The sequence below is a fragment of the Pseudomonas brassicacearum genome (assembly GCF_009601685.2).
Taxonomy (GTDB): Bacteria; Pseudomonadota; Gammaproteobacteria; order Pseudomonadales; family Pseudomonadaceae; genus Aquipseudomonas; species Aquipseudomonas kilonensis_B.
Genome location: NZ_CP045701.2, coordinates 6,252,955 through 6,274,064, shown reverse-complemented (window position 1 = coordinate 6,274,064; position 21,110 = coordinate 6,252,955). Strand labels below are relative to the sequence as shown.

Genomic DNA, 21,110 nt, shown 5'->3' with positions numbered 1-21,110 from the left:
CTATGTAGGAGCTGTCGAGTGCAACGAGGCTGCGATCTTTCCAAAGACACTTGAATCTCAAGCGAAAGATCAAAAGATCAAAAGATCAAAAGATCAAAAGATCGCAGGCTTCGCCAGCTCCTACAGAGTCCAGCGGTAGCAAGTCCTGTTTGTTTAACGAGAGTATTCCTTGGCCCATCCCGCCCAACGCCGCTGGTACCCCCTGGTCTTCGCCATCGCCGCGCTGGTCCTGTTGCCCCTGAGCGTCTTGCTGCTGTCCTGGCAGAGCATCGATCAACAGATCTGGTCCCACTTGTGGGAGACGCAGATGCCGCGCCTGTTGGGCAACACCCTCACGTTGATCCTTGGCGTGGGCGTCGGGGTGACCTTGCTGGGTGTCAGTCTGGCCTGGCTCACCAGTCTGTGCGAGTTCCCCGGGCGACGCTGGCTCGACTGGGCGTTGATGCTGCCATTTGCGATTCCGGCTTACGTGTTGGCGTTTGTCTTCGTTGGCCTGCTGGATTTTGCCGGCCCCGTACAGACGCTCATGCGTGAATGGTTCGGCAGCGGCTTGCGCCTGCCCCGGGTCCGCTCCACCGGCGGGGTGATCCTGGTGCTGGTGCTGGTCTTTTACCCTTACGTCTATCTGCTGGCGCGCAGTGCCTTCCTGGCCCAGGGCAAGGGGTTGATGGAAGCCGCCCGCGTGCTCGGGCAGTCACCGTGGCAGGCGTTCTGGCGCGTAGCGCTGCCGATGGCCCGGCCGGCCATCGGTGCGGGCGTAGCGTTGGCGTTGATGGAAACCCTGGCAGATTTCGGCGCAGTGTCAGTGTTCAACTTCGACACCTTCACCACCGCGATCTACAAGACCTGGTACGGCTTCTTCAGCCTCTCCAGCGCTGCCCAACTGGCCAGCCTGCTGTTGCTGGCGGTGATGCTGGTGCTCTACGGCGAACGCCGGGCCCGCGGTGCCCACCGAGCCAGTAACGAGCGTCCCCGGGCCAAGGCTTTGTATACGTTGCGCGGTTTCAAGGCCGTGGCAGCCAGCAGTTGGTGCTTCCTGGTGTTCGCCTGTGCCTTTGTCATCCCGGTACTGCAGTTGCTGGTGTGGTTCTGGCAACGCGGTCGTTTCGACCTGGATGAACGTTATACCGGGCTGATCGTCCACACCCTCTATCTGGGCGGCCTGGCCGCGCTGGTTACCGTCTGCGTGGCCTTGCTGCTGGCGTTCGCCCGCCGGCTGGCGCCAACCCGCCCGATTCGTGTCGGCGTCGGCCTGGCGAACCTGGGCTATGCCTTGCCCGGTTCGGTGCTGGCGGTATCGATCATGCTTGCATTCAGCTACCTGGACCGTGAGCTGGTCATCCCGCTGTCGACCTGGCTCGGCGGTGCAGGCAAACCGCTGTTGTTAGGTAGCCTGTCGGCGCTGTTGCTGGCATATCTGGTGCGCTTCCTGGCCGTGGCCTACGGTCCGTTGGAGAGCAGCCTGGCGCGAATTCGTCCGTCTTTGCCCGAAGCGGCACGCAGCCTTGGGGTCAGTGGGCCGCGACTGTTTTTCAAAGTGTATCTGCCGCTGCTGCTGCCCGGCACCTTGAGCGCGGCGTTGCTGGTATTCGTCGACGTGCTCAAGGAAATGCCCGCGACCCTGCTGATGCGCCCGTTCGGCTGGGACACGCTGGCGGTGCGGATCTTCGAGATGACCAGCGAAGGGGAGTGGGCCCGGGCTGCCTTGCCGGCGCTGACGCTGGTGCTTGTGGGCCTCTTGCCGGTCATCGGATTGATACGACGTTCGGCCCATCGAAACAGCTAGGTGTCAGTCCTACCTCATGCGGCTACAATGCGCGGCATTCGGTGCGGTCCATCTGTCGGACCGGGCAACTGAGAATGTCAGAAAACTCCTTTTTTCAGACGTTCGCGCTACGCAGTGTCCGTCCGCACCTTCGCCAAGCCCGGAAGGAGAAACCCATGGGACAGCGTACGCCTCTGTATGACCTTCATCTCGCCCTCGGCGCGAAGATGGTCGATTTTGGCGGTTGGGATATGCCTTTGCATTACGGCTCGCAAGTCGAAGAACACCATCAGGTGCGTCGCGACTGCGGAGTGTTCGATGTATCCCACATGACCGTGATCGATGTCGCCGGTCCCCAGGCCAAGGTCTGGCTGCAGCGTTTGCTGGCCAATGACGTCGATCGTTTGCAGGACACAGGCAGTGCCTTGTACAGCGCGATGCTCAATGAGCGCGGCGGCATCGTCGACGACATGATCATCTACCGTGTCGAGGACGGCTATCGGCTGGTCTTCAACGCCTCGACCCGCGATCAGGACCTGGCGTGGATGCAGGCACAGCTCGGTGGCTACGACGTGCAGTTGCATGAGCGCCCCGAACTGGCGATGCTGGCGATCCAGGGCCCCCAGGCCCGGCAGAAGATTGCCGAACTGGTGACACAACCGCGTGGGCAAATCATCCTGCAGCTCAAGCCCTTCGAAGGTCGCGCCGACGGCGAATGGTTCATCGCCCGGACCGGATACACCGGCGAAGATGGCCTGGAAATCGTCCTGCCCGCCCAGGAGGCCCCGAGTTTCTTCAACGACCTGGTCGGTGCCGGTATTTCGCCCATCGGCCTCGGTGCCCGCGATACCTTGCGCCTGGAGGCCGGCATGAACCTCTACGGTCAGGACATTCACCAAGGCGTTTCGCCGCTGGCCTCGAACATGGCCTGGAGTATCGCCTGGGAACCGGCGAGCCGTCAGTTCATCGGGCGCAGTGCGCTGGAAACCGAGCTTGCCAGCGGTGTGCAGCACAAACTGGTCGGGCTGGTGCTGGAGGAGCGGGGTGTCTTGCGCGCCCATCAGGTGGTTCGCATCGCCAATGTTGGCGATGGAGAGATCACCAGTGGTAGTTTTTCTCCTACGCTTAGCAAGTCGATTGCCCTGGCACGTGTTCCGATGGCTACCGCCGACCGTGCCGAGGTGGAAATTCGCGGCAAGTGGTACCCGGTACGGGTGGTCAAACCGACCTTTGTCCGCCATGGCAGAACCCTGATCTAACCTTTTGCGGTGGGCCGCTGGCCGCTGACACTTTCTCTTGAGGACACAGAATATGAGTGATATCCCTGCCGAACTGCGTTTTGCCGAAAGCCATGAGTGGGCACGCCTGGAAGCTGACGGTACCGTCACCGTGGGCATCAGCGATCATGCGCAGGAAGCCTTGGGCGATGTGGTATTCGTCGAGCTGACTGAAGTCGGTAAGACTTTTGCCGCAGGTGACCAGGCCGGTGTGGTTGAGTCGGTCAAGGCCGCTTCCGACATCTACTCCCCGATTGCCGGCGAAGTGATCGCGATCAACGAAGACTTGGGCGGTTCGCCGGAGTCGTTGAACTCCGATCCGTACGGCGCCTGGATCTTCAAGCTCAAGCCGAGCGATAAGGCCGACCTGGACAAGCTGCTCGATGCAGCAGGCTACAGGTCCGCTATCGGCGAATAACCCGGATCTAATGTGTGAGTACAGCCTTGGGGCATTCACCGGGCAAAAAAATGCCGCTCAATCGAGCGGCATTTTTTATTGGCCTTGAATCAATCCTGGGCGACGGCGTTTTTCGCCAGGATCGCGTTGGCCAGTTCCATGTCGGTGGCTTGCAGGCCTGGGTTATCGGCACGCACTTTCTGCATCGCCGCTTCCAGGTAGGGGCCCCGAATACCGCCGTCACTGGCGACGAAGCTGCCGGCGTCGTCCTGGGCGGCGACGATCAGCTTGTGATCCTTGAAAGTCAGGTAGGTGGAACCGGTAGTCGCACCGGATGAGATGACGTTACGCCAAAACGTGTCAGCCATTGCCGAGCCAACAGGAAGAGACAGCAAGGCTAGGGTAGCGACAGCAAGTTTGAGACGCATGATAGGTGACTCCACTGGGTTAACTATCACGTTGGATTACCTGCGCCTCTGTTCAGTTCCATGACTCCTCAGTCAGCCCGCTCCACCTGCAGCACCGCGCCTTCCTGCGCCACCACCCTGACCCGCGTGCCCACGGCCGACTCGGGGCCCTTGGCCAGCCATACACTGTCGGCCACCTTGATCTTGCCGCGGCCATCGACAATCGCTTCATGAACCTGGAAGACCTTGCCGATCAGCTCTTGCCCGCGCAGGTTCAGGTGCGGCTGATCGCTTTCGCGAACAGCGCTGCGCTGGCGTCGCCACCAATACAGCGCCGTTGCGATGGCGAACAGGCCGAACAGCAGGAACTGCAGCTCCCACGCCATCTGCGGCAGAAGGAACGTGAGCACGCCGACAGCCGCGGCGGCCATGCCGATCCACAGCAGGTAGCCGCCGGCGCCGAACACTTCGAGGATCAGCAGGATCACGCCCAGCGCCAGCCAGTCCCAGTACGACATGTGTTGCAGGAACACCCACATATGCGTGCCTCAGGCTTTCTTGCTGTCGAAGGTGGCTTTGACGATCTCGCCAATGCCGCCGACCGCACCAATGACCTGGCTGGCTTCCAGAGGCATCAGGATTACTTTGCTGTTGTTGGCCGAAGCCAGTTTGCCCAGCGCATCGATGTATTTCTGCGCGACGAAGTAGTTCACGGCCTGGACGTTGCCGTCGGCAATCGCCTGGGACACCACCTGGGTGGCCAGCGCTTCGGCTTGTGCCTGGCGTTCGCGGGCCTCGGACTCCAGGAATGCGGCTTGACGGCTGCCCTCGGCCTCGAGGATCTGCGCCTGCTTTTTGCCTTCGGCAGTGAGAATCGCCGACGCTCGCAGGCCCTCGGCTTCGAGGATCTGGGCACGCTTGATACGTTCGGCTTTCATCTGCCCCGACATGGCGGCCATCAGGTCGGCCGGCGGGCTGATGTCCTTGATCTCGATCCGGGTGATCTTGATACCCCACGGCGCCGTGGCTTCATCGACGGTGCGCAGCAGTTTTTCGTTGATACCGTCGCGCTGGCTCAGCATCGCGTCCAGCTCCATGGACCCCAGCACGGTACGGATATTGGTCTGCAGCAGGTTGCGGATGGCGTGTTCGAGGTTGTTGACCTCGTAGGCGGCCTGGGCGGTGTTGACCACCTGGAAGAAACACACGGCGTCGATCTGTACCGTGGCGTTGTCGGCGGTAATGACTTCCTGGGGCGGGATGTCCAGCACGCTTTCCATCACGTTGATCTTGCGACCGATGCGATCCATCACCGGAATGATGATGTTCAGGCCGGGCTTGAGGGTGTTGGTGTAGCGGCCGAACCGCTCGACGGTCCATTGGTAGCCCTGGGGCACGACCTTGAAACCCATGAATAGAATGGCGACCACGAGGCCGATGAAAAGTAAAAGTACACTGCCGATCTGCATGACGGTTCCTTGTGTGAATTGAGATGGACCTGCGAGCCCTGAGTGTAAGGCAAGCGGCCATTATCTTCCCTATAGTCCTTGTGCCGTGGAGATTTAGTGACACGTTGAGCCCTGTAGAAGCTGCCGAAGGCTGCGATCTTTTGATCTTGATCTTTCACTTCCGGCGCAATTGTCTGGGACAAGATCGCAGCCTCGTTGCACTCGACAGCTCCTACACAGCTCCTACACAGCTCCTACACAGCTGCTACGGCTCAGCGGAGATCAACTTCCCGTCGCTACTTCTGCTCGCTCTGCGGCGTCACCCGCAGCACTTCCTCGACCGTGGTCAAACCCGCCGCCACCTTTTGTGCCCCCGACAGTCGCAGGCTGCGCATGCCTTCCTTGAATGCCTGGCGGCGCACTGCCAGCAGGTCGGTGTCAGGGTGGATCAAGGCCTTGACGCTGTCGGTCAGTTGCATGATTTCGTATACCCCAGCACGCCCACGATAGCCGGTATCGCGGCATTCCGAACAACCGACCGCCTGCTGCGCATTGCTGGGCAGCGGGGCCTGCCAGGGACGCGTCAGGGTTTGCCAGTCGTCTTCGTCCAGGGCCAGGGGCGTCTTGCAATGTGGGCACAGGGTGCGCACCAGTCGCTGGGCCATGACCCCGAGCACGGTGGCCTTGATCAGGTAATGGGGCACACCCAGCTCCAGCAGGCGACTGATTGCGCTCGGCGCGTCGTTGGTGTGCAGCGTCGACAGGACAAGGTGCCCGGTGAGCGCCGCCTGGATCGCCATTTCGGCGGTCTCCAGGTCGCGGATCTCACCGATCATGATGATGTCCGGGTCTTGTCGCATCAGGGCCCGCACCCCGGCGGCGAAGGAGAGGTCGATGTTGTGCTGGACCTGCATCTGGTTGAAGGAGGCCTCGACCATTTCAATCGGGTCCTCGATGGTGCAGAGGTTCACTTGCGGCGTCGCCAGTTTCTTGAGGGTGGTGTAGAGCGTGGTGGTCTTGCCGGAACCGGTAGGCCCGGTCACCAGGATGATGCCGTTGGGCTGGCGGGTCATGTCCTGCCAGCGCCGCAGGTCGTCGGCGGAGAAGCCGAGTTGGTCGAAATCCTTGAGCAGCACTTCCGGGTCGAAGATCCGCATGACCATTTTTTCGCCGAACGCGGTGGGCAAGGTCGACAGGCGCAATTCCACTTCGCCGCCGTCCGGCGTCTTGGTCTTGACCCGGCCGTCCTGGGGTTTGCGTTTTTCTGCGACGTTCATCCGCCCCAGGCTCTTGAGGCGGCTGACGATCGCCATCGTGACCTGCGGCGGGAACTGGTAGACGGTGTGCAGCACTCCGTCGATGCGAAACCGCACGGTGCCCTGTTCGCGGCGCGGTTCGATGTGGATATCACTGGCACGCTGCTGGAAGGCGTACTGGAACAGCCAGTCGACAATATTGACGATGTGGGCGTCGTTGGCGTCCGGCTCCTGGTCACTGGCGCCCAGGTTGAGCAATTGTTCGAAGTTGCTCAGGTTGCTCGGTTGCTGATCGACCGTGGTGGCGCCGCTGACCGATTTGGCCAGGCGATAGAACTCCACGCTCAAGCGCTGGATGTCCACCGGGTTGGCGACCACCCGCTGGATCGGCAGCTTGAGCACGTGGGTCAGGTCGGCTTCCCAGCTGTTGACGTAGGGCTGTGCGCTGGCGACGGTGACGGTGTCACGATCGACCGCCACCGCGAGGATCTTGTGGCGCTGGGCAAAGGCGTAGGACATCAAGGGCGTCACGGCCGCGACGTTGATTTTCAACGGGTCGATGCGCATGTACGGCTGGCCGGCCTGTTGGGACAACCACAGGGTCAGGTTCTCCAGGTCCAGGTGCTTGCCAGGTCGGCTGAGATCGTCCAAGTGCTGGTTGGCGATGAACTCCAGCGGATGCAACTGGCTATTGGCGCTATGGCGTCGGCGGGCGTTCAGCGCGGTTTCAGCCGAATCCTGGCTGATGAGGCCCTGGGTGACCAGTTGGCGCAGCAGATCGTTGAGGTCCAGCCAGCGGTCCTGAGTGGCGTGTTTGGTGGACATGCGGGTTCCTATTGGACAATTGCAGCAAAGCCGCGATACAGACGCTTCGGCGTCCTCGCTCGGTCTGCAAAAGAATAGTCCCGACCCCGTGGACCGTTGGGCCACTACCCGACCAATGAGTTACCAATTCTTGCCCTTGGGCATTCAACAGGCGGTCTGGGCCGGCCCAACGTGCGCAATATCAGCGTCTTGCAAGTCCACCGAACAGACGCTGATCAAGTTACGTAATTTTTCAGCGATGACCTGGGCACGGTGCCAGCTCAACCCATCCATGACGATGTCCAGCGACAGCACATCGTCGAGTCGCTCGACCTGAACCTGCTGCGGCGTCAGGCCCTGCAAGGCAAACAGGTTCATCGCCCGGCACAGTAAATCCGGTTCGGCTTCGGCCAGTATCTGGTACCTCGCCCGACAATGGGTATGGGCGGCGTGCCAGACGTCGGCGCGGGTCGGGGCAATGGCAACGGCTTCGAGTGGGGGCATGTTCGGTCTCCTGGGTGACGGGAGAAATATTTACATGCGACCCGAGGTATTTCTTATCTAAAATGAGTAACTCTGGCGAAGTTTCGAATCGCCTGATTCTCTAAATCAATTATTTCGGGTTTATTCATGCACAGCGAATTGGATGGCTACGACCGCAGGATACTGGCGCTGCTGCAGGAGGATGCCTCGCTGTCCAGTGCGCAGATCGCCGAACAGGTCGGCTTGTCTCAATCGCCATGCTGGCGGCGGATCCAGCGGATGAAGGAGGAGGGCATCATCCGCGGCCAGGTGACCCTGCTGGATCGCAAGAAAATCGGCCTCAACACGCAGATATTCGCTGAGATCAAACTCAACGCCCACGGTCGTTCGAACTTTACCGAGTTCACCGAGGCGATCCGCGGCTTCCCCGAAGTGCTGGAATGTTACGTGCTGATGGGGTCGGTGGATTTTCTGCTGCGCATCGTCACGGCGGACATCGAGGCGTATGAGCGATTCTTTTTCGAAAAGCTGTCGATGGTGCCGGGGATCCAGGAAGTGAACTCGATCGTGGCGCTGTCGGAGATCAAGTCGACGACGAGTTTGCCGGTGCTGCGATAGTTGGATCTGAGGTGAATGTGCCGGCCCCTTCGCGAGCAAGCTCGCTCCCACAGTTGATCTTCAGTGGCCACAAGATGTGTGTACAGCACTGATCCAATGTGGGAGCGAGCTTGCTCGCGATGGCGATATTACAGGCGCAGCAAAGTCTTCCAGGCCCGATTCTGGTAAACCGCAATTGCCTGCTGCTTGCGCGCATCCAGCGTTTCGTCGGTGATCGGCTGGTTGGCCAGTTGCGCCAGTTTGTTCAGCTCGCCGTAGAGGCGATCCATTTCCGGGATCTCCAGCACATGGCGGGCGTGGTGCAGCCAGGCCTGGATGCGTTCGATGCGCGGCAGTTGCTCGGCCAGGTCTTCCGGTTGCTGCTGATAGCGTTGCAGTTGCAGGGACGAGGACTCTTCGCCCAGCAGGCGCGGCAGCCAGCTGCCCAGTTGCGCCGCGCCCTGGCGATTGCCACGGGTGTTGCGCTCGGCGGCCCAGCTGCGAGCCAGCAGCCAGCGTGAAGTGTTGAGGGAAAACAGGCCCCAGCGCGGGTCTTGCAGCTCTTCAAGGAACTGTTCCGGCGCCGCCTTGCGCACGTCTTCGTCATCCAGGCCGGCCTGGACCAGTGGGCGCCAGTCTTCCAGCAACGCGTCCAGGGCCAGGCGCAAGTCGTGGGTCGATTGGCGCGGCGCGGCCTGGCCGAGGCTGCTGAGCAGGGCACGCAGTTCGGCGAGGTTTTCCACCCAGTCCTGCAGCAGGCGCCAGTGACCGTTGAAACGGTACTGCTCGGCCAAGCGCTGGCTGCTGCCGAGCAGATGCCAGCTCAGCGCGGCGAAGGCGTCATCCAGCGGCGTTTCGGCGGTCAGTTGTGGCGCTGGTAGGCTCAGGGCGTAGCTGCCTGCGTCATACAGGCGATAGCCACGCTCGGCCTTGCTGATGTCGCAAGGCATCAAGGGCAGGGTCGCGGCCAGCTCGGCGGCCAGTTCCAGCAGGGCGGCGGGTTCGCCTTCGCGCAGTTCCAGCTCCAGTTCGCAGATTTCTTCCTTCTGCTTGCCGACCACCACATGGCCCAGGTCCAGGGCGGCTTCGATGACCACCTTGCTTTTGCCACGGCCCCAGGCGATTTCAGCGCGTTCGCGAACGAAATCGGTGGTGAAGATGGCCTTGAGGGTTTTCTTGTCCAGTTCGGTCAAGGCTTCGGGCCAGCATTCACCGTCGAGTTTTTTCAGGTCGAGCTTGGCCTTGGGCAGGTGCCAATCGTACTCGTTGCGCTCGGACAGGCCGGCAACGCTCTGGCCGCGGGTCTTGAGGGTCTGGATCACCTCTTCGCCGTCGCGACGCAGGCGCAGGGCGACCTTGGCCCGTGCCAGGTCACGCTCCGGCGTGTCGAAATACTGGTTCATCAGTTCGTGGCGTTCCCAGCCACTCTTGTTGCGTTTTTTCAGCAGCGGATGCTCGCGCAAGGCTGCCAGGGTCTCGCGGCTGACGCGGAGTTTGATTTCGGTTTCTTTCTGCATGGCCGGAAAATCCAGGGATCGGGTGTGCAGCCGGGGGAAGGTGTGGCTGCCAAGGCCGTGCAGTGTACAGGACTCACCCGCCCTAGGTGCTGCGACGGTTTATTCCTGGCGCCGGATGGTTCTATGATGGACATCAATCTGTAAGCCCGGAGTCAGCGATGCCTTTGCCTTCCATGAAAGATCAATTCGCTGCCCTGATCGCCACGCCTTCGGTCAGTTGCACCCAGCCTGGGCTGGACCAGTCCAACAGTGCCGTGATCGAGCTGCTGGCAGGCTGGCTCACTGAGCTTGGGTTCTGCTGTGATATCCAGCAGGTCAGCCCCGGCAAATTCAACCTGCTGGCCAGTTTCGGCAGCGGCCCCGGCGGCCTGGTGCTGGCTGGCCACAGCGACACGGTGCCGTTCGACGGCGCGTTGTGGCAGACCGATCCGCTGAAGCTCACCGAGGTCGATGGCCGTTGGGTGGGCCTGGGCAGTTGTGACATGAAGGGTTTTTTCGCCTTGGTCATCGAAGCGGTCAAGCCGCTGCTGGACCAACCGTTCAAGCAACCGCTGCTGATCCTCGCGACCTGTGACGAAGAAAGCTCCATGGCCGGCGCCCGGGCCCTGGCCGATGCCGGGCGACCGCTGGGGCGTGCGGCGGTGATCGGTGAGCCGACCGGCCTCAAGCCGATTCGCCTGCACAAAGGCGTGATGATGGAGCGCATCGACATTCTCGGGCGCAGCGGCCATTCCTCCGACCCGAGCCTGGGCCACAGCGCGCTGGAAGCCATGCACGATGCCATGGGCGAACTGCGTGGGCTGCGCCTGCAATGGCAGCGTGAGTTCCGTAACCCGCAGTTCACCGTGCCGCAACCGACCCTGAACTTCGGCTGCATCCATGGTGGCGACAACCCCAACCGGATCTGCGGCCAGTGTTCCATGGAATTCGACTTGCGGCCCTTGCCGGGCATGGATCCGCAAGTGCTGCGGGCAGCGATCCAACAGAAGCTCGACCCCATCGCCGAACGCCATAAAGTCAAGATCGACTACGCACCGCTGTTCCCTGAAGTGCCACCCTTCGAGCAGGCCGAAGACTGCGAGCTGGTGCGGGTGGCCGAGCGACTCACCGGCCATCGTGCCGAAGCAGTGGCGTTTGGCACCGAAGCGCCTTATCTTCAGCGCCTTGGCTGCGAAACCCTGGTGCTCGGCCCTGGCGATATCGCCTGCGCCCACCAGCCGGGCGAGTACCTAGAAATGTCACGTTTGCAACCTACCGTACAGCTGTTGCAACAATTGATCGGTCATTACTGCCTGACACCGGCCACGGTCGGTTAAATTGCCCCCTTGCGGGGCCGTATTCATCACATGAGGAGAGCGCGCGTGTCGCCAAGCCTGTTCCGACGATAACCACCAGCCCGTTGTGCGTTCTGTTTCGTCTTTTTTTTGGCTGTTATTTATTACAGGTCCAGGTTCATGCCCGAATACGTCAATTGGCTTCGTCACGCTTCGCCCTACATCAACGCCCACCGCGATTGCACCTTTGTCGTCATGCTGCCTGGCGACGGGGTGGAGCATCCTAATTTCGGCAACATCGTCCATGACCTGGTGCTGCTGCACAGCCTCGGCGTGCGCCTGGTGCTGGTCCATGGTTCGCGCCCGCAGATCGAGACCCGCCTCGCTGCACGGGGCCTCACGCCGCACTACCACCACGGCATGCGCATCACCGATGCCGCGACCCTGGAGTGCGTGATCGACGCGGTCGGCCAGTTGCGCATCGCCATCGAGGCCCGGCTGTCCATGGACATGGCGTCCTCGCCCATGCAGGGCTCGCGGCTGCGGGTCGCCAGCGGCAACCTGGTCACCGCACGTCCCATCGGCGTGCTCGAAGGCGTGGATTATCACCACACCGGTGAAGTGCGCCGGGTCGATCGCAAGGGTATCAATCGTCTGCTGGACGAGCGCTCGATCGTGTTGCTGTCGCCGTTGGGTTATTCGCCCACCGGAGAGATCTTCAACCTGGCCTGTGAGGACGTTGCCACCCGGGCGGCCATCGATCTGGCAGCCGACAAGCTGCTGCTGTTCGGTGCCGAGCAGGGGCTTATCGGGGAAGACGGTCGGCTGGTCCGCGAATTGCGCCCGCAACAGGTTCCGGGCCATATGCAGCGCCTGGGCAGCGACTATCAGGCCGAACTGCTGGATGCGGCAGCCCAGGCCTGTCGTGGCGGCGTGGCCCGCAGCCATATCGTCAGCTATGCCGAGGACGGTGCGCTGCTGGCCGAACTGTTCACCCGCGATGGCAGCGGTACGCTGGTGGCCCAGGAGCAATTCGAGGTGGTACGCGAAGCGGCCATCGAGGACGTTGGCGGCCTGCTGGACCTGATCAGCCCGTTGGAAGAGCAGGGGATCCTGGTGCGTCGCTCCCGCGAAGTGCTGGAGCGCGAGATCGAGCAGTTCAGCGTGGTCGAGCGCGAAGGGATGATCATCGCCTGCGCGGCGTTGTACCAGATCGCCGATTCGGACGCCGGGGAGCTGGCTTGCCTGGCCGTGAACCCGGAGTACCGCCACGGCGGGCGCGGTGACGAATTGCTGGAACGGATCGAAACCCGGGCCCGCGCCCAAGGGCTCAAGACGCTGTTCGTGCTGACGACGCGGACCGCCCACTGGTTCCGTGAACGTGGCTTTGAACCCAGCAGTGTCGAGCGCCTGCCAGCGGCGCGGGCTTCGCTCTACAACTACCAGCGCAATTCGAAAATCTTCGAAAAATCCTTGTAAGCGGCTTCGGAAAACGTGCACTGCCGCGATCTTCTTGATTTCAGACAATGAGTAACTAGTCTGGATCGCGTCAAGATCGCGGCATGCGCGAGCTGTCGTAAACAGGAATCGAAGGCGCAGGAGGCGCGCAAACCTATCTCGCCGCCAAGCATTCGCGGGCCTCATGAATCCCCGACGAATCATCGTTCAGTAATTTCCTGCTTCGCCGATAAGTCATGTCACGGCCTGATGGTGCTGTGATGCGATCATGTATCGAAACGATCTGAAAACTTTTGAAACAATTCTTCTTACCGTCATAAAGAATCCATTATCCTGCGGACCGTGTAGCGGGGGTTAGACCATAGTCGTAGTCATAAATGGTTACGATTGACTTGTCGGTCACGGTCTGGCGCTAATCGCGCATCCGCGGGATCCGGGCGTTCGATCCGGAACCAAAGACACACAAGAATTAGAAAACGAGAGGAGCGAAGCATGAACAAGTCCACCTTGGCACTGGCTGTGGCCGTTGGGGTTCTGGCGCAGCAGGCAGGCGCCGCTGGTTTTATCGAAGACAGCAAGGCGTCTGTCAGTTCTCGTACGTTGTATTTCAATAATGACAACCACGAAACGGGCAAAGAAGACCTGCGCGAAACGGGCACGGGCCTGAAGTTCGACTACAAGTCTGGCTTCACGCAAGGTGTTGTGGGTTTCGGTATCGACGCTCAGGCGCTGGTGGGTATCCGTCTCGATGGGGGAAGGGGTCGTAACAACGGTTCCTATATGCCAGCCGATACTGATGGTTCGGCGGTACATGAGTGGAGCCGCTTGTCGGGTAACGTCAAGGCGCTGTTCTCCAAGACCGAAGCTCACGTGGGTGGCGCACTGGCGCCAAACCTGCCGATCCTGGTTTCCAACGACAGCCGTCTGCTACCACAGACCTTTGAAGGTGGCACCATCACCTCCAAGGAAATCGACAACGTCACTTTCAACGCTGGTCAGTTGGAACACGCCACAGGTCGTGCATCGAGCAACAGCACCGGCCTGGCAGTGGCGGGTGGTACCGAGGAAAGCAACCAGTTCCGCTTTGCCGGTGCTGACTGGAAGGTCACCAAGGACCTGACCCTGCAGTACTACTACGCCAACCTGCAGGATTACTACAAGCAGCACTTCCTGGGTGCGGTTCATGTGTTCCCGATCAGCGAAGGCCAGTCGTTCAAGACTGACCTGCGTTACTTCGACAGCAGCTCGGATGGCCGTAACGGCGACGCGGGTTATGAGTTCAACAACAACAGCGGTTATGCCAAACATGCGGGCGAGGTCGATAACAAGACCTGGAGCGCCATGTTCACTTACACCCTCGGCGGCAGCGCCTTCCTGCTGGGTCACCAGCAAGTCGGTGATGACGGTGGCTTCGTATACCTGAACCAGGGCAACGTGGTTGACAGCAACGGTCGTCCCGAAGGTGCCGGTGGCGCGAGTTTCTACCTGTTCACCGACAGCATGATCAACGGGTTTGTCCGTGCCGGTGAAAACACCACCTTTGGCCAATACTCCTACGACTTCGCTTCCTTGGGCGTTCCAGGCCTGAAAGCCTCGGTTTCCTACCTGCGCGGTGACGACGTTAAAACCACCAACGGCGCAAGCGATTACTCCGAGTGGGAACGCGACATGCGTGTGGATTACGTCATCCAGCAGGGCGCGTTGAAAGGCTTCGGCACTACCCTGCGTCAGGGTACATACCGCAGCAGCGGCGTGGGCGACAGCCAGGATCAGACCCGCCTGATCTTCAACTACACTTACAACTTCATGTAAGACGTAGCGAAGTAAAAAAAGCCCCGCCCGGCAACACGCCGGGCGGGGCTTTTACGTTTTTGTCTCAACGAGCCGGATATCGCTTTATCCCTTGGACTCCGCCGCGTCCTTACGCAGGATGAACGTGCTGAAAGCCAGGAAGTCGCCCAGATGCTGGGTAATGATCGCGACCATGATCGGCAATTGCAGGGCTTGGTAGTCATGCACGGCGATATTCCTGAAACCCACCATGTTCTTCAGGTTTTTCACCAGACCTTCTTCCACCCAGCCACCTTGAAAAAGTAACTCGAATGTATCGCGGGCACTTTGCGGGACACCCAGTCGCTCACGTCGAATCAGATGCTGTCCCATATCCAGTGCCGCTTCGCACGCACGCTGGATATTCAGGACTGCCGAATCCTGGCGAGTGAAGTCAGTGGCAAACGTAGCGGGATCCTTCTCGTACTCCTCCCGCACCCTGGCGACGCAACGCTCGATACTCGCTGCTTTATTAATCAGTATGTCATCGGCCATACACGCTGCCTTCTTCCTGAATATCCTGGAGCAATCCGGCCCGAGCCTCGTCGAGAGCGGTTTTTTCGCTAAGAATAAAACACTCGAACAACCCCGCCTGGATGTCTCTGGCCCAGAGCCTCCGACCGCGGGTCAGGATCTGATACTGCATGACGGTCGTTGCGCCGCGTAGATCGATCAGATCCACTGGACTGCCCGCGATATCCGCCAGATCACCTGAAAGCTGCCATAACGACACAGGGTCGATCTCGCCGGACAAAAGCACAGCCAAATCGACATCACTGTCAGGCCCGGCGGTGCCCTGTGCATGGCTGCCGAACAGGTAGACCGCGAGCAGGCCAGGGAGGTGGTTTTGCAGATGAGTCAGCAAGGCTTGAGTGTTCATGCTGCCTATCCTAGCCGCTCGTTCTGAAATCGCCTCAATAATTTCCGTAGTGTGGGTACAAAACAAAAAAAAGCCCCGCCCGGCAACACGCCGGGCGGGGCTTTGCGTTTTCGAGTCAGGCCCACCCCTGTAGCCCTTCTCGAAACCTCTCCTCTTTACAGCAACTCGAGGCCTTCTCGAACCTCGCTGACGATCTTGTGCCGGTATGCGTTATGGCGCCAGTGAACAGTTTTTTATATTCACTAAAGATCTACATAAATGGATATTCATTCTTTTTAAAGCAATCGAAAGCGGTGCAAAGTTTGGGCTCACAACCCTCTCATCCAGGAGCCGCACCATGAGCCTCAGACTCGGCGACATCGCCCCCGACTTCGAACAGGATTCCAGCGCCGGCAAGATCCGCTTCCACGAGTGGCTCGGTGACAGCTGGGGTGTGCTGTTTTCCCATCCGGCGGATTTCACCCCGGTGTGCACCACCGAGTTGGGCCTGACCGCCAAGCTCAAGGACGAGTTCGAAAAGCGCGGGGTCAAGGCCATTGCCCTCTCGGTCGACCCGGTGGACTCGCACCACAAGTGGATCGAGGACATCAACGAGACCCAGAACACCGTGGTCAATTTCCCGATCCTGGCTGATGCCGACCGCAAGGTGTCGGACCTGTACGACCTGATCCACCCTAACGCCAGCGACACCTTGACCGTGCGTTCGTTGTTCGTGATCGACCCGAACAAGAAGATCCGCCTGACCATTACCTACCCGGCCAGCACCGGGCGCAATTTCAATGAGATCCTGCGGGTGATCGACTCCCTCCAATTGACCGACAACTACAAAGTCGCCACACCAGCCAATTGGCAGGACGGTGATGAAGTGGTGATCGTGCCGTCGCTCAAGGATGAAGAGGAACTCAAGCAGCGCTTTCCCAAGGGCTATCGCGCCGTGAAACCTTACCTGCGCCTGACCCCGCAGCCCAACCGCTGACGCACACCCGACCTGAACCTGTGGGAGCTTGCTCGCGATGGCGGCGGATCTGCCAACGTCGATGTCGACTGATACACCGCTATCGCGAGCAAGCTCGCTCCCACAGGGGATTTCTGTGCACCAAGGGTTTTGGCCGTTTCGACGGCCTTTTTTTAATGCTTAAAGAGAGTGGGTTGCATATCTCTTAACTGCATAAATAAATGAATAAATATGATTTAAAGATATATGTGTCCCCCTGTTATGGTTGGCTACATACCGCGAGATCGCCCACCGCGAATCGCACGTGACAGTTAAGGAATAGCAGGCATGTTGGTCGTCTCGCTCGGTGGCAGTCCCAGCCAACGCTCCCGCTCCGGGGTGCTGCTGGAGAACTCGCAACGCTCGTTGCAGCAGCAAGGTGTGGAAGTGGTGAGCTATCAGGTGCGCGACTTCCCGGCCGAAGATCTGCTCCATGCCCGCTTCGACAGCCCGAAGGTGATCGACTTGCTCCAGCAGATCGAAAATGCCGATGGCCTGTTGATCGCCACGCCGGTGTACAAGGCGTCTTTTTCCGGTGCGCTGAAAACCGTGCTGAACCTGCTGCCTGAGCGCGCCCTGGCCCATAAAGTGGTGTTGCCGATGGCAACCGGCGGCAGCATCGCCCACATGCTGGCGGTGGATTACGCCCTCAAGCCGGTTTTGTCGGCGCTCAAGGCCCAGGAAATGCTCCACGGGATCTTTGCTGAAGACAGCCAGGTCGCTTATGGCGAAGGCAGCGCCCCGGCGCAATTGGCGCCGGCCCTGCAACAGCGCCTGGACGAGGCGCTGGAACAGTTTTTCAGCGCCATGGCCCGTCGGCCCAGGCCGCTGGACCCCAGTGTATTGAACGAACGTTTGCTGAGCGCTCGCTGGAGCATATGAACCCCGAACACCCCTGATTCAACTCACCTTACTCAGCCGTCAACGGCCAAGCAGGTGCAGCCAAAACCCCACAGCAAAAAGGAGAGGTGCCATGCGCACTGTCATTTTGCGTCGCGGGCTGGTCGCTCTGTTTGCTGCGGCTGTGTCCCTCGGCGTCATCACCCAAGCTCAAGCCGAAACCTTGCGGATCGGTTATCAGAAATACGGCACCCTGGTGCTGCTCAAGGCCAAGGGTACGTTGGAGAAACGTCTCGCAGTCCTTGGCGTGGACGTGCAATGGACCGAGTTCCCCGGCGGGCCGCAGCTGCTTGAAGGCTTGAATGTCGGCTCCATCGACTTTGGCGTGACCGGTGAAACCCCGCCGGTGTTCGCCCAGGCCGCGGGCGCCGATCTGCTCTACGTCGCCTACGAGCCACCGGCGCCCACCAGCGAGGCGATCCTGGTACCCAAGGGGGCGGCGATCCAGTCGGTGCGAGACCTCAAGGGCAAGAAAGTCGTGCTGAACAAAGGCTCCAATGTCCACTACCTGCTGGTGCGGGCGCTGGAAGATGCTGGCCTGAAATACTCCGATATCCAGACCGTTTTCCTGCCGCCGGCCGACGCCCGCGCCGCGTTCGAGCGTGGCAGCGTCGACGCCTGGGTGATCTGGGATCCGTACCAGGCGGCCGCCGAACAGCAGCTGCAGGCGCGCACCCTGCGTGACGGCAAAGGCATCGTCGATAACCACCAGTTCTACCTCGCCACCAAACCCTATGTGCAAAAAAATCCCCAGGTCATTAAGACACTGGTGGAAGAGGTGCGCGCAGTGGGGGCGTGGTCCAAGGCCAACCCTGAAGACGTGACCCAGCAAGTATCACCGCTGCTCGGCCTGCCGGCGGACATCACCCTGACGGCGGTGAAGCGCCAAGGCTATGGGGCGTTGTTCCTTACGCCGGAAGTGGTGGAGGCGCAGCAGAAAATCGCCGACAGCTTCTACCAGCTCAAATTGATTCCAAAACCCTTGAGCATCAAGGACGTGATCTGGACGCCGCCGGCGGCCGTTGCGAAAGCGCAGTAATTCGATCCCTTAGGAGACCACTCCATGAGCCTCAATATTTTCTGGTTCCTGCCTACCCATGGCGACGGCCATTACCTTGGCACTGCCGAACGTGCCCGCGCCGTCGATCACGGTTACCTGCAGCAGGTTGCCCAAGCGGCAGATCGACTGGGTTTCGGCGGCGTGTTGATTCCCACCGGGCGTTCCTGCGAGGACTCCTGGCTGGTGGCCGCTTCGTTGATTCCGGTGACCCAGCGCCTGAAATTCCTCGTTGCCCTGCGCCCCGGGATCATTTCTCCAACGGTGGCAGCGCGCCAAGCCGCGACCCTCGACCGGTTATCCGGCGGACGTGCTCTGTTCAACCTGGTGACCGGCGGCGACCCGGATGAGTTGGCCGGCGACGGCCTGTTCCTGGACCACGAGCAACGCTACCAGGCGTCGGTGGAATTCACCCGCATCTGGCGTCGGGTGCTGGAAGGCGAAACCGTGGATTACGACGGTGAGCACATCAGTGTGAAGGGCGCCAAGCTGCTCTATCCGCCGATCCAGCAACCGCGACCACCGCTGTACTTCGGCGGCTCCTCCGAAGCCGCCCAGGATTTGGCGGCCGAGCAGGTGGACATGGTGCTGACCTGGGGCGAGCCGCCCGCAGCTGTCGCACAGAAAATCGAACAAGTGCGAGCCAAGGCCGCGAAGCTTGGCCGTACCGTGCGATTCGGCATCCGCCTGCATGTGATCGTACGTGAAACCAGCGCCGAAGCCTGGCAAGCGGCCGACCGGCTGATTTCCCACCTGGACGACGAGACCATTGCCCTTGCCCAGGCTTCCCTGGCGCGCTTCGACTCGGTGGGCCAGCAACGCATGGCCGCCCTGCACGGTGGCCGTCGCGACAAGCTGGAAGTCAGCCCCAACCTCTGGGCCGGTGTCGGCCTGGTGCGCGGCGGGGCCGGCACGGCGCTGGTGGGCGATGGCCCGACCGTGGCGGCGCGGGTCAAGGAATACGCCGATCTTGGCATCGACACCTTTATTTTCTCCGGTTATCCACACCTGGAAGAGTCCTATCGCGTGGCGGAACTGCTGTTCCCGCACCTGGACGTGGAGCGCCCGGAGTGGTCCAGGAGCCAGGGCTATGTGAGCCCGTTCGGTGAAATGGTCGCCAACGATATTCTTCCCAAAGCCGCGTCCCAGAGCTGAGGCGGCCATGAAGAAAATCATCCACAACCTCGCGCCTTGGGCGGTGCCGCTGCTGTTGCTGGCGGTATGGCAACTGTCGGTATCGGCCGGTTGGTTATCCACGCGGATCCTGCCGACACCCGTGGCCGTGATCGAGGCCGGGGTCAACCTGGTGCGCAGCGGCGAGATCTGGACGCACCTGGCGATCAGCGGTTGGCGCGCAGCGGTCGGATTCCTGATCGGCGGCGGTATCGGCCTGGCCCTGGGCTTGATCACCGGTTTGTCGAAGTGGGGCGAGCGCCTGTTGGACAGTTCCGTGCAAATGGTCCGGAACATCCCGCACCTGGCGCTGATTCCGCTGGTGATCCTGTGGTTTGGCATCGATGAGTCGGCGAAGATTTTCCTGGTGGCGTTGGGCACGTTGTTCCCGATTTACCTCAACACCTACCACGGCATTCGCAACGTCGACCCAGCGCTGGTGGAAATGTCCCGCAGCTACGGCTTGTCCGGTTTCAGCCTGTTTCGCCAGGTGATCCTGCCGGGGGCCTTGCCTTCGATCCTGGTGGGTGTGCGCTTTGCCCTGGGTTTCATGTGGTTGACGCTGATCGTGGCGGAAACCATCTCGGCCAGCTCTGGCATCGGCTATCTGGCGATGAATGCCCGGGAGTTCCTGCAGACCGATGTGGTGGTGCTGGCGATTCTCTTGTACGCCGTGCTGGGCAAGCTGGCCGACCTTGCCGCCCGCGGGCTTGAACGGGTCTGGCTGCGTTGGCACCCGGCGTACCAGGTGAACAAGGGAGGTGTCGCATGACCGCCCAACAACCGCCGTGCCTGCGCCGTGGTATCTCGCTGGCAGTGCGCAAGCTGCAAAAAACCTTTGGCACGCGCCAAGTGTTGCGCGACATCGACCTGCATATCCCGGCCGGGCAGTTCGTGGCCGTGGTCGGTCGCAGTGGCTGCGGCAAAAGTACCTTGTTGCGGTTGCTGGCCAGCCTCGACCAACCCACGGACGGCCAACTGCTGGCGGGCTCGGCAGCGTTGAGTGCTGCGCAACAGGACACGCGGTTGATGTTCCAGGAAGCGCGTTTGCTGCCCTGGAAAAAAGTCATCGACAACGTCGGCCTTGGACTAAAAGGCAACTGGCGCCCGCAGGCGTTGCAGGCACTGCAAGCCGTCGGCTTGGCCGATCGCGCCCACGAATGGCCGGCGGCGTTGTCCGGCGGACAGAAACAACGAGTGGCCCTGGCCCGCGGCCTGATTCATCAGCCACGCCTGTTGCTGCTCGACGAACCCTTGGGGGCGCTGGACGCACTGACCCGCATCGAGATGCAGCAGCTGATCGAAAACCTCTGGCAGCAGCACGGCTTCACGGTGTTGCTGGTGACCCACGACGTCAGCGAGGCGGTAGCGATTGCCGATCGGGTGATCTTGATCGAGGACGGCCATATCGGCCTCGACCTGACTATCGACCTGCCACGCCCGCGGGTTCGCGGCTCTCATCGCCTGGCGAGCCTGGAAACCGAAGTCCTCACCCGTGTGCTGTCCTTGCCCGGCCAACCGCCGGAACCCGACCCCGTTTCACCCTTGCCTACGCAATTGCGTTGGGCGCAATAACTTCATCCAGACAGGAAT

Annotated in this window: 21 protein-coding genes; 13 read left to right on the top strand and 8 right to left on the bottom strand. The window is 60.9% G+C overall.

Features of this window, described 5'->3' with window-relative positions:
* The first annotated feature begins 169 nt into the window (after positions 1–169).
* The 3 genes from GFU70_RS27320 (at position 170) to gcvH (ending at position 3,460) form a co-directional block, all read left to right on the top strand.
* Positions 170–1,786 carry an ABC transporter permease gene (locus GFU70_RS27320; protein ID WP_058542282.1) on the top strand — a complete coding sequence of 539 codons (1,617 nt, stop codon included), beginning with the start codon at positions 170–172 and terminating at the stop codon, positions 1,784–1,786.
* Positions 1,787–1,941: 155 nt separating this feature from the next.
* Entirely contained in the window at positions 1,942–3,024 is a 1,083-nt protein-coding gene (gene gcvT / locus GFU70_RS27315) for a glycine cleavage system aminomethyltransferase GcvT (RefSeq protein WP_058542281.1), read from the top strand.
* Positions 3,025–3,076: 52 nt separating this feature from the next.
* Positions 3,077–3,460: a glycine cleavage system protein GcvH gene (gene gcvH / locus GFU70_RS27310; protein WP_116643634.1), complete on the top strand. Its 384-nt coding sequence runs from the start codon at positions 3,077–3,079 to the stop codon at positions 3,458–3,460.
* 89 nt (positions 3,461–3,549) lie between these two features.
* On the opposite strand, the gene GFU70_RS27305 is transcribed toward gcvH, so the two are convergent.
* The 5 genes from GFU70_RS27305 to GFU70_RS27285 all read right to left on the bottom strand — a co-directional run bounded on the left by GFU70_RS27305 (position 3,550) and on the right by GFU70_RS27285 (position 7,858).
* Positions 3,550–3,870, bottom strand: coding sequence for a DUF2388 domain-containing protein (locus GFU70_RS27305; protein WP_170846005.1), 321 nt, complete (start codon positions 3,868–3,870; stop codon positions 3,550–3,552).
* A 65-nt stretch (positions 3,871–3,935) separates the two neighbouring features.
* Entirely contained in the window at positions 3,936–4,385 is a 450-nt protein-coding gene (locus GFU70_RS27300) for an NfeD family protein (protein ID WP_058542279.1), read from the bottom strand.
* Between the two features lie 9 nt (positions 4,386–4,394).
* On the bottom strand, positions 4,395–5,315 hold the full coding sequence (locus tag GFU70_RS27295) for an SPFH domain-containing protein (protein WP_003206668.1): 921 nt from the start codon (positions 5,313–5,315) through the stop codon (positions 4,395–4,397).
* A gap of 275 nt (positions 5,316–5,590) precedes the next feature.
* The gene (locus tag GFU70_RS27290) at positions 5,591–7,375 is read right to left on the bottom strand and encodes a GspE/PulE family protein (RefSeq protein ID WP_153389058.1); all 1,785 of its coding nucleotides are present in this window, start codon (positions 7,373–7,375) and stop codon (positions 5,591–5,593) included.
* A 144-nt stretch (positions 7,376–7,519) separates the two neighbouring features.
* Positions 7,520–7,858 (bottom strand): hypothetical protein, encoded by a 339-nt coding sequence (locus GFU70_RS27285; RefSeq protein ID WP_058542277.1) that lies wholly within the window; start codon positions 7,856–7,858, stop codon positions 7,520–7,522.
* 126 nt (positions 7,859–7,984) lie between these two features.
* On the opposite strand from GFU70_RS27285, the gene GFU70_RS27280 reads away from it, so the two are divergent.
* The gene (locus GFU70_RS27280) at positions 7,985–8,455 is read left to right on the top strand and encodes an Lrp/AsnC family transcriptional regulator (RefSeq protein WP_058542276.1); all 471 of its coding nucleotides are present in this window, start codon (positions 7,985–7,987) and stop codon (positions 8,453–8,455) included.
* Positions 8,456–8,583: 128 nt separating this feature from the next.
* Here GFU70_RS27280 and GFU70_RS27275 read toward each other — a convergent pair whose 3' ends face one another.
* The gene (locus GFU70_RS27275) at positions 8,584–9,951 is read right to left on the bottom strand and encodes an inorganic triphosphatase (protein WP_058542275.1); all 1,368 of its coding nucleotides are present in this window, start codon (positions 9,949–9,951) and stop codon (positions 8,584–8,586) included.
* A gap of 158 nt (positions 9,952–10,109) precedes the next feature.
* Between GFU70_RS27275 and argE the strand changes: the two genes are divergently transcribed.
* From argE to GFU70_RS27260, 3 genes are all read left to right on the top strand, one after another.
* Positions 10,110–11,267 carry an acetylornithine deacetylase gene (argE, locus tag GFU70_RS27270; RefSeq protein WP_058542274.1) on the top strand — a complete coding sequence of 386 codons (1,158 nt, stop codon included), beginning with the start codon at positions 10,110–10,112 and terminating at the stop codon, positions 11,265–11,267.
* A gap of 138 nt (positions 11,268–11,405) precedes the next feature.
* Complete coding sequence (gene argA / locus GFU70_RS27265; protein ID WP_058542273.1) at positions 11,406–12,704, top strand: amino-acid N-acetyltransferase; 1,299 nt, start codon at positions 11,406–11,408, stop codon at positions 12,702–12,704.
* A gap of 471 nt (positions 12,705–13,175) precedes the next feature.
* Positions 13,176–14,495 carry an OprD family porin gene (locus GFU70_RS27260; RefSeq protein WP_058542272.1) on the top strand — a complete coding sequence of 440 codons (1,320 nt, stop codon included), beginning with the start codon at positions 13,176–13,178 and terminating at the stop codon, positions 14,493–14,495.
* 84 nt (positions 14,496–14,579) lie between these two features.
* On the opposite strand, the gene hepT is transcribed toward GFU70_RS27260, so the two are convergent.
* Positions 14,580–15,008: a type VII toxin-antitoxin system HepT family RNase toxin gene (gene hepT, locus GFU70_RS27255; RefSeq protein WP_058542271.1), complete on the bottom strand. Its 429-nt coding sequence runs from the start codon at positions 15,006–15,008 to the stop codon at positions 14,580–14,582.
* Complete coding sequence (gene mntA, locus GFU70_RS27250; protein WP_116643636.1) at positions 14,998–15,393, bottom strand: type VII toxin-antitoxin system MntA family adenylyltransferase antitoxin; 396 nt, start codon at positions 15,391–15,393, stop codon at positions 14,998–15,000. The genes hepT and mntA overlap by 11 nt, the downstream gene beginning before the upstream one ends.
* Positions 15,394–15,730: 337 nt before the next feature.
* On the opposite strand from mntA, the gene GFU70_RS27245 reads away from it, so the two are divergent.
* From GFU70_RS27245 to ssuB, 6 genes are all read left to right on the top strand, one after another.
* Entirely contained in the window at positions 15,731–16,369 is a 639-nt protein-coding gene (locus GFU70_RS27245) for a peroxiredoxin (protein ID WP_153389057.1), read from the top strand.
* A gap of 306 nt (positions 16,370–16,675) precedes the next feature.
* Complete coding sequence (gene ssuE, locus GFU70_RS27240) at positions 16,676–17,269, top strand: NADPH-dependent FMN reductase (RefSeq protein WP_116643637.1); 594 nt, start codon at positions 16,676–16,678, stop codon at positions 17,267–17,269.
* A gap of 91 nt (positions 17,270–17,360) precedes the next feature.
* Positions 17,361–18,326, top strand: coding sequence for a sulfonate ABC transporter substrate-binding protein (locus GFU70_RS27235; protein WP_116643638.1), 966 nt, complete (start codon positions 17,361–17,363; stop codon positions 18,324–18,326).
* Positions 18,327–18,350: 24 nt separating this feature from the next.
* Positions 18,351–19,499 carry an FMNH2-dependent alkanesulfonate monooxygenase gene (ssuD, locus tag GFU70_RS27230; protein WP_153389056.1) on the top strand — a complete coding sequence of 383 codons (1,149 nt, stop codon included), beginning with the start codon at positions 18,351–18,353 and terminating at the stop codon, positions 19,497–19,499.
* Positions 19,500–19,506: 7 nt separating this feature from the next.
* Positions 19,507–20,289: an aliphatic sulfonate ABC transporter permease SsuC gene (gene ssuC / locus GFU70_RS27225; protein ID WP_116643639.1), complete on the top strand. Its 783-nt coding sequence runs from the start codon at positions 19,507–19,509 to the stop codon at positions 20,287–20,289.
* On the top strand, positions 20,286–21,092 hold the full coding sequence (gene ssuB, locus GFU70_RS27220) for an aliphatic sulfonates ABC transporter ATP-binding protein (protein WP_153389055.1): 807 nt from the start codon (positions 20,286–20,288) through the stop codon (positions 21,090–21,092). Before ssuC ends, ssuB begins: the two co-directional genes overlap by 4 nt.
* Positions 21,093–21,110 lie beyond the last annotated feature (18 nt).

Coding starts and splice junctions, on each gene's coding strand:
- argE (WP_058542274.1), top strand. CDS start 10,110: ATGCCTTTGCCTTCCATGAAAGATCAATTCGCTGCCCTGATCGCCACG.
- ssuD (WP_153389056.1), top strand. CDS start 18,351: ATGAGCCTCAATATTTTCTGGTTCCTGCCTACCCATGGCGACGGCCAT.
- GFU70_RS27245 (WP_153389057.1), top strand. CDS start 15,731: ATGAGCCTCAGACTCGGCGACATCGCCCCCGACTTCGAACAGGATTCC.
- GFU70_RS27235 (WP_116643638.1), top strand. CDS start 17,361: ATGCGCACTGTCATTTTGCGTCGCGGGCTGGTCGCTCTGTTTGCTGCG.
- ssuC (WP_116643639.1), top strand. CDS start 19,507: ATGAAGAAAATCATCCACAACCTCGCGCCTTGGGCGGTGCCGCTGCTG.
- GFU70_RS27300 (WP_058542279.1), bottom strand. CDS start 4,385: ATGTGGGTGTTCCTGCAACACATGTCGTACTGGGACTGGCTGGCGCTG.
- ssuE (WP_116643637.1), top strand. CDS start 16,676: ATGTTGGTCGTCTCGCTCGGTGGCAGTCCCAGCCAACGCTCCCGCTCC.
- GFU70_RS27280 (WP_058542276.1), top strand. CDS start 7,985: ATGCACAGCGAATTGGATGGCTACGACCGCAGGATACTGGCGCTGCTG.
- argA (WP_058542273.1), top strand. CDS start 11,406: ATGCCCGAATACGTCAATTGGCTTCGTCACGCTTCGCCCTACATCAAC.
- hepT (WP_058542271.1), bottom strand. CDS start 15,008: ATGGCCGATGACATACTGATTAATAAAGCAGCGAGTATCGAGCGTTGC.
- GFU70_RS27260 (WP_058542272.1), top strand. CDS start 13,176: ATGAACAAGTCCACCTTGGCACTGGCTGTGGCCGTTGGGGTTCTGGCG.
- ssuB (WP_153389055.1), top strand. CDS start 20,286: ATGACCGCCCAACAACCGCCGTGCCTGCGCCGTGGTATCTCGCTGGCA.
- GFU70_RS27275 (WP_058542275.1), bottom strand. CDS start 9,951: ATGCAGAAAGAAACCGAAATCAAACTCCGCGTCAGCCGCGAGACCCTG.
- GFU70_RS27290 (WP_153389058.1), bottom strand. CDS start 7,375: ATGTCCACCAAACACGCCACTCAGGACCGCTGGCTGGACCTCAACGAT.
- mntA (WP_116643636.1), bottom strand. CDS start 15,393: ATGAACACTCAAGCCTTGCTGACTCATCTGCAAAACCACCTCCCTGGC.
- gcvH (WP_116643634.1), top strand. CDS start 3,077: ATGAGTGATATCCCTGCCGAACTGCGTTTTGCCGAAAGCCATGAGTGG.
- GFU70_RS27285 (WP_058542277.1), bottom strand. CDS start 7,858: ATGCCCCCACTCGAAGCCGTTGCCATTGCCCCGACCCGCGCCGACGTC.
- gcvT (WP_058542281.1), top strand. CDS start 1,942: ATGGGACAGCGTACGCCTCTGTATGACCTTCATCTCGCCCTCGGCGCG.
- GFU70_RS27295 (WP_003206668.1), bottom strand. CDS start 5,315: ATGCAGATCGGCAGTGTACTTTTACTTTTCATCGGCCTCGTGGTCGCC.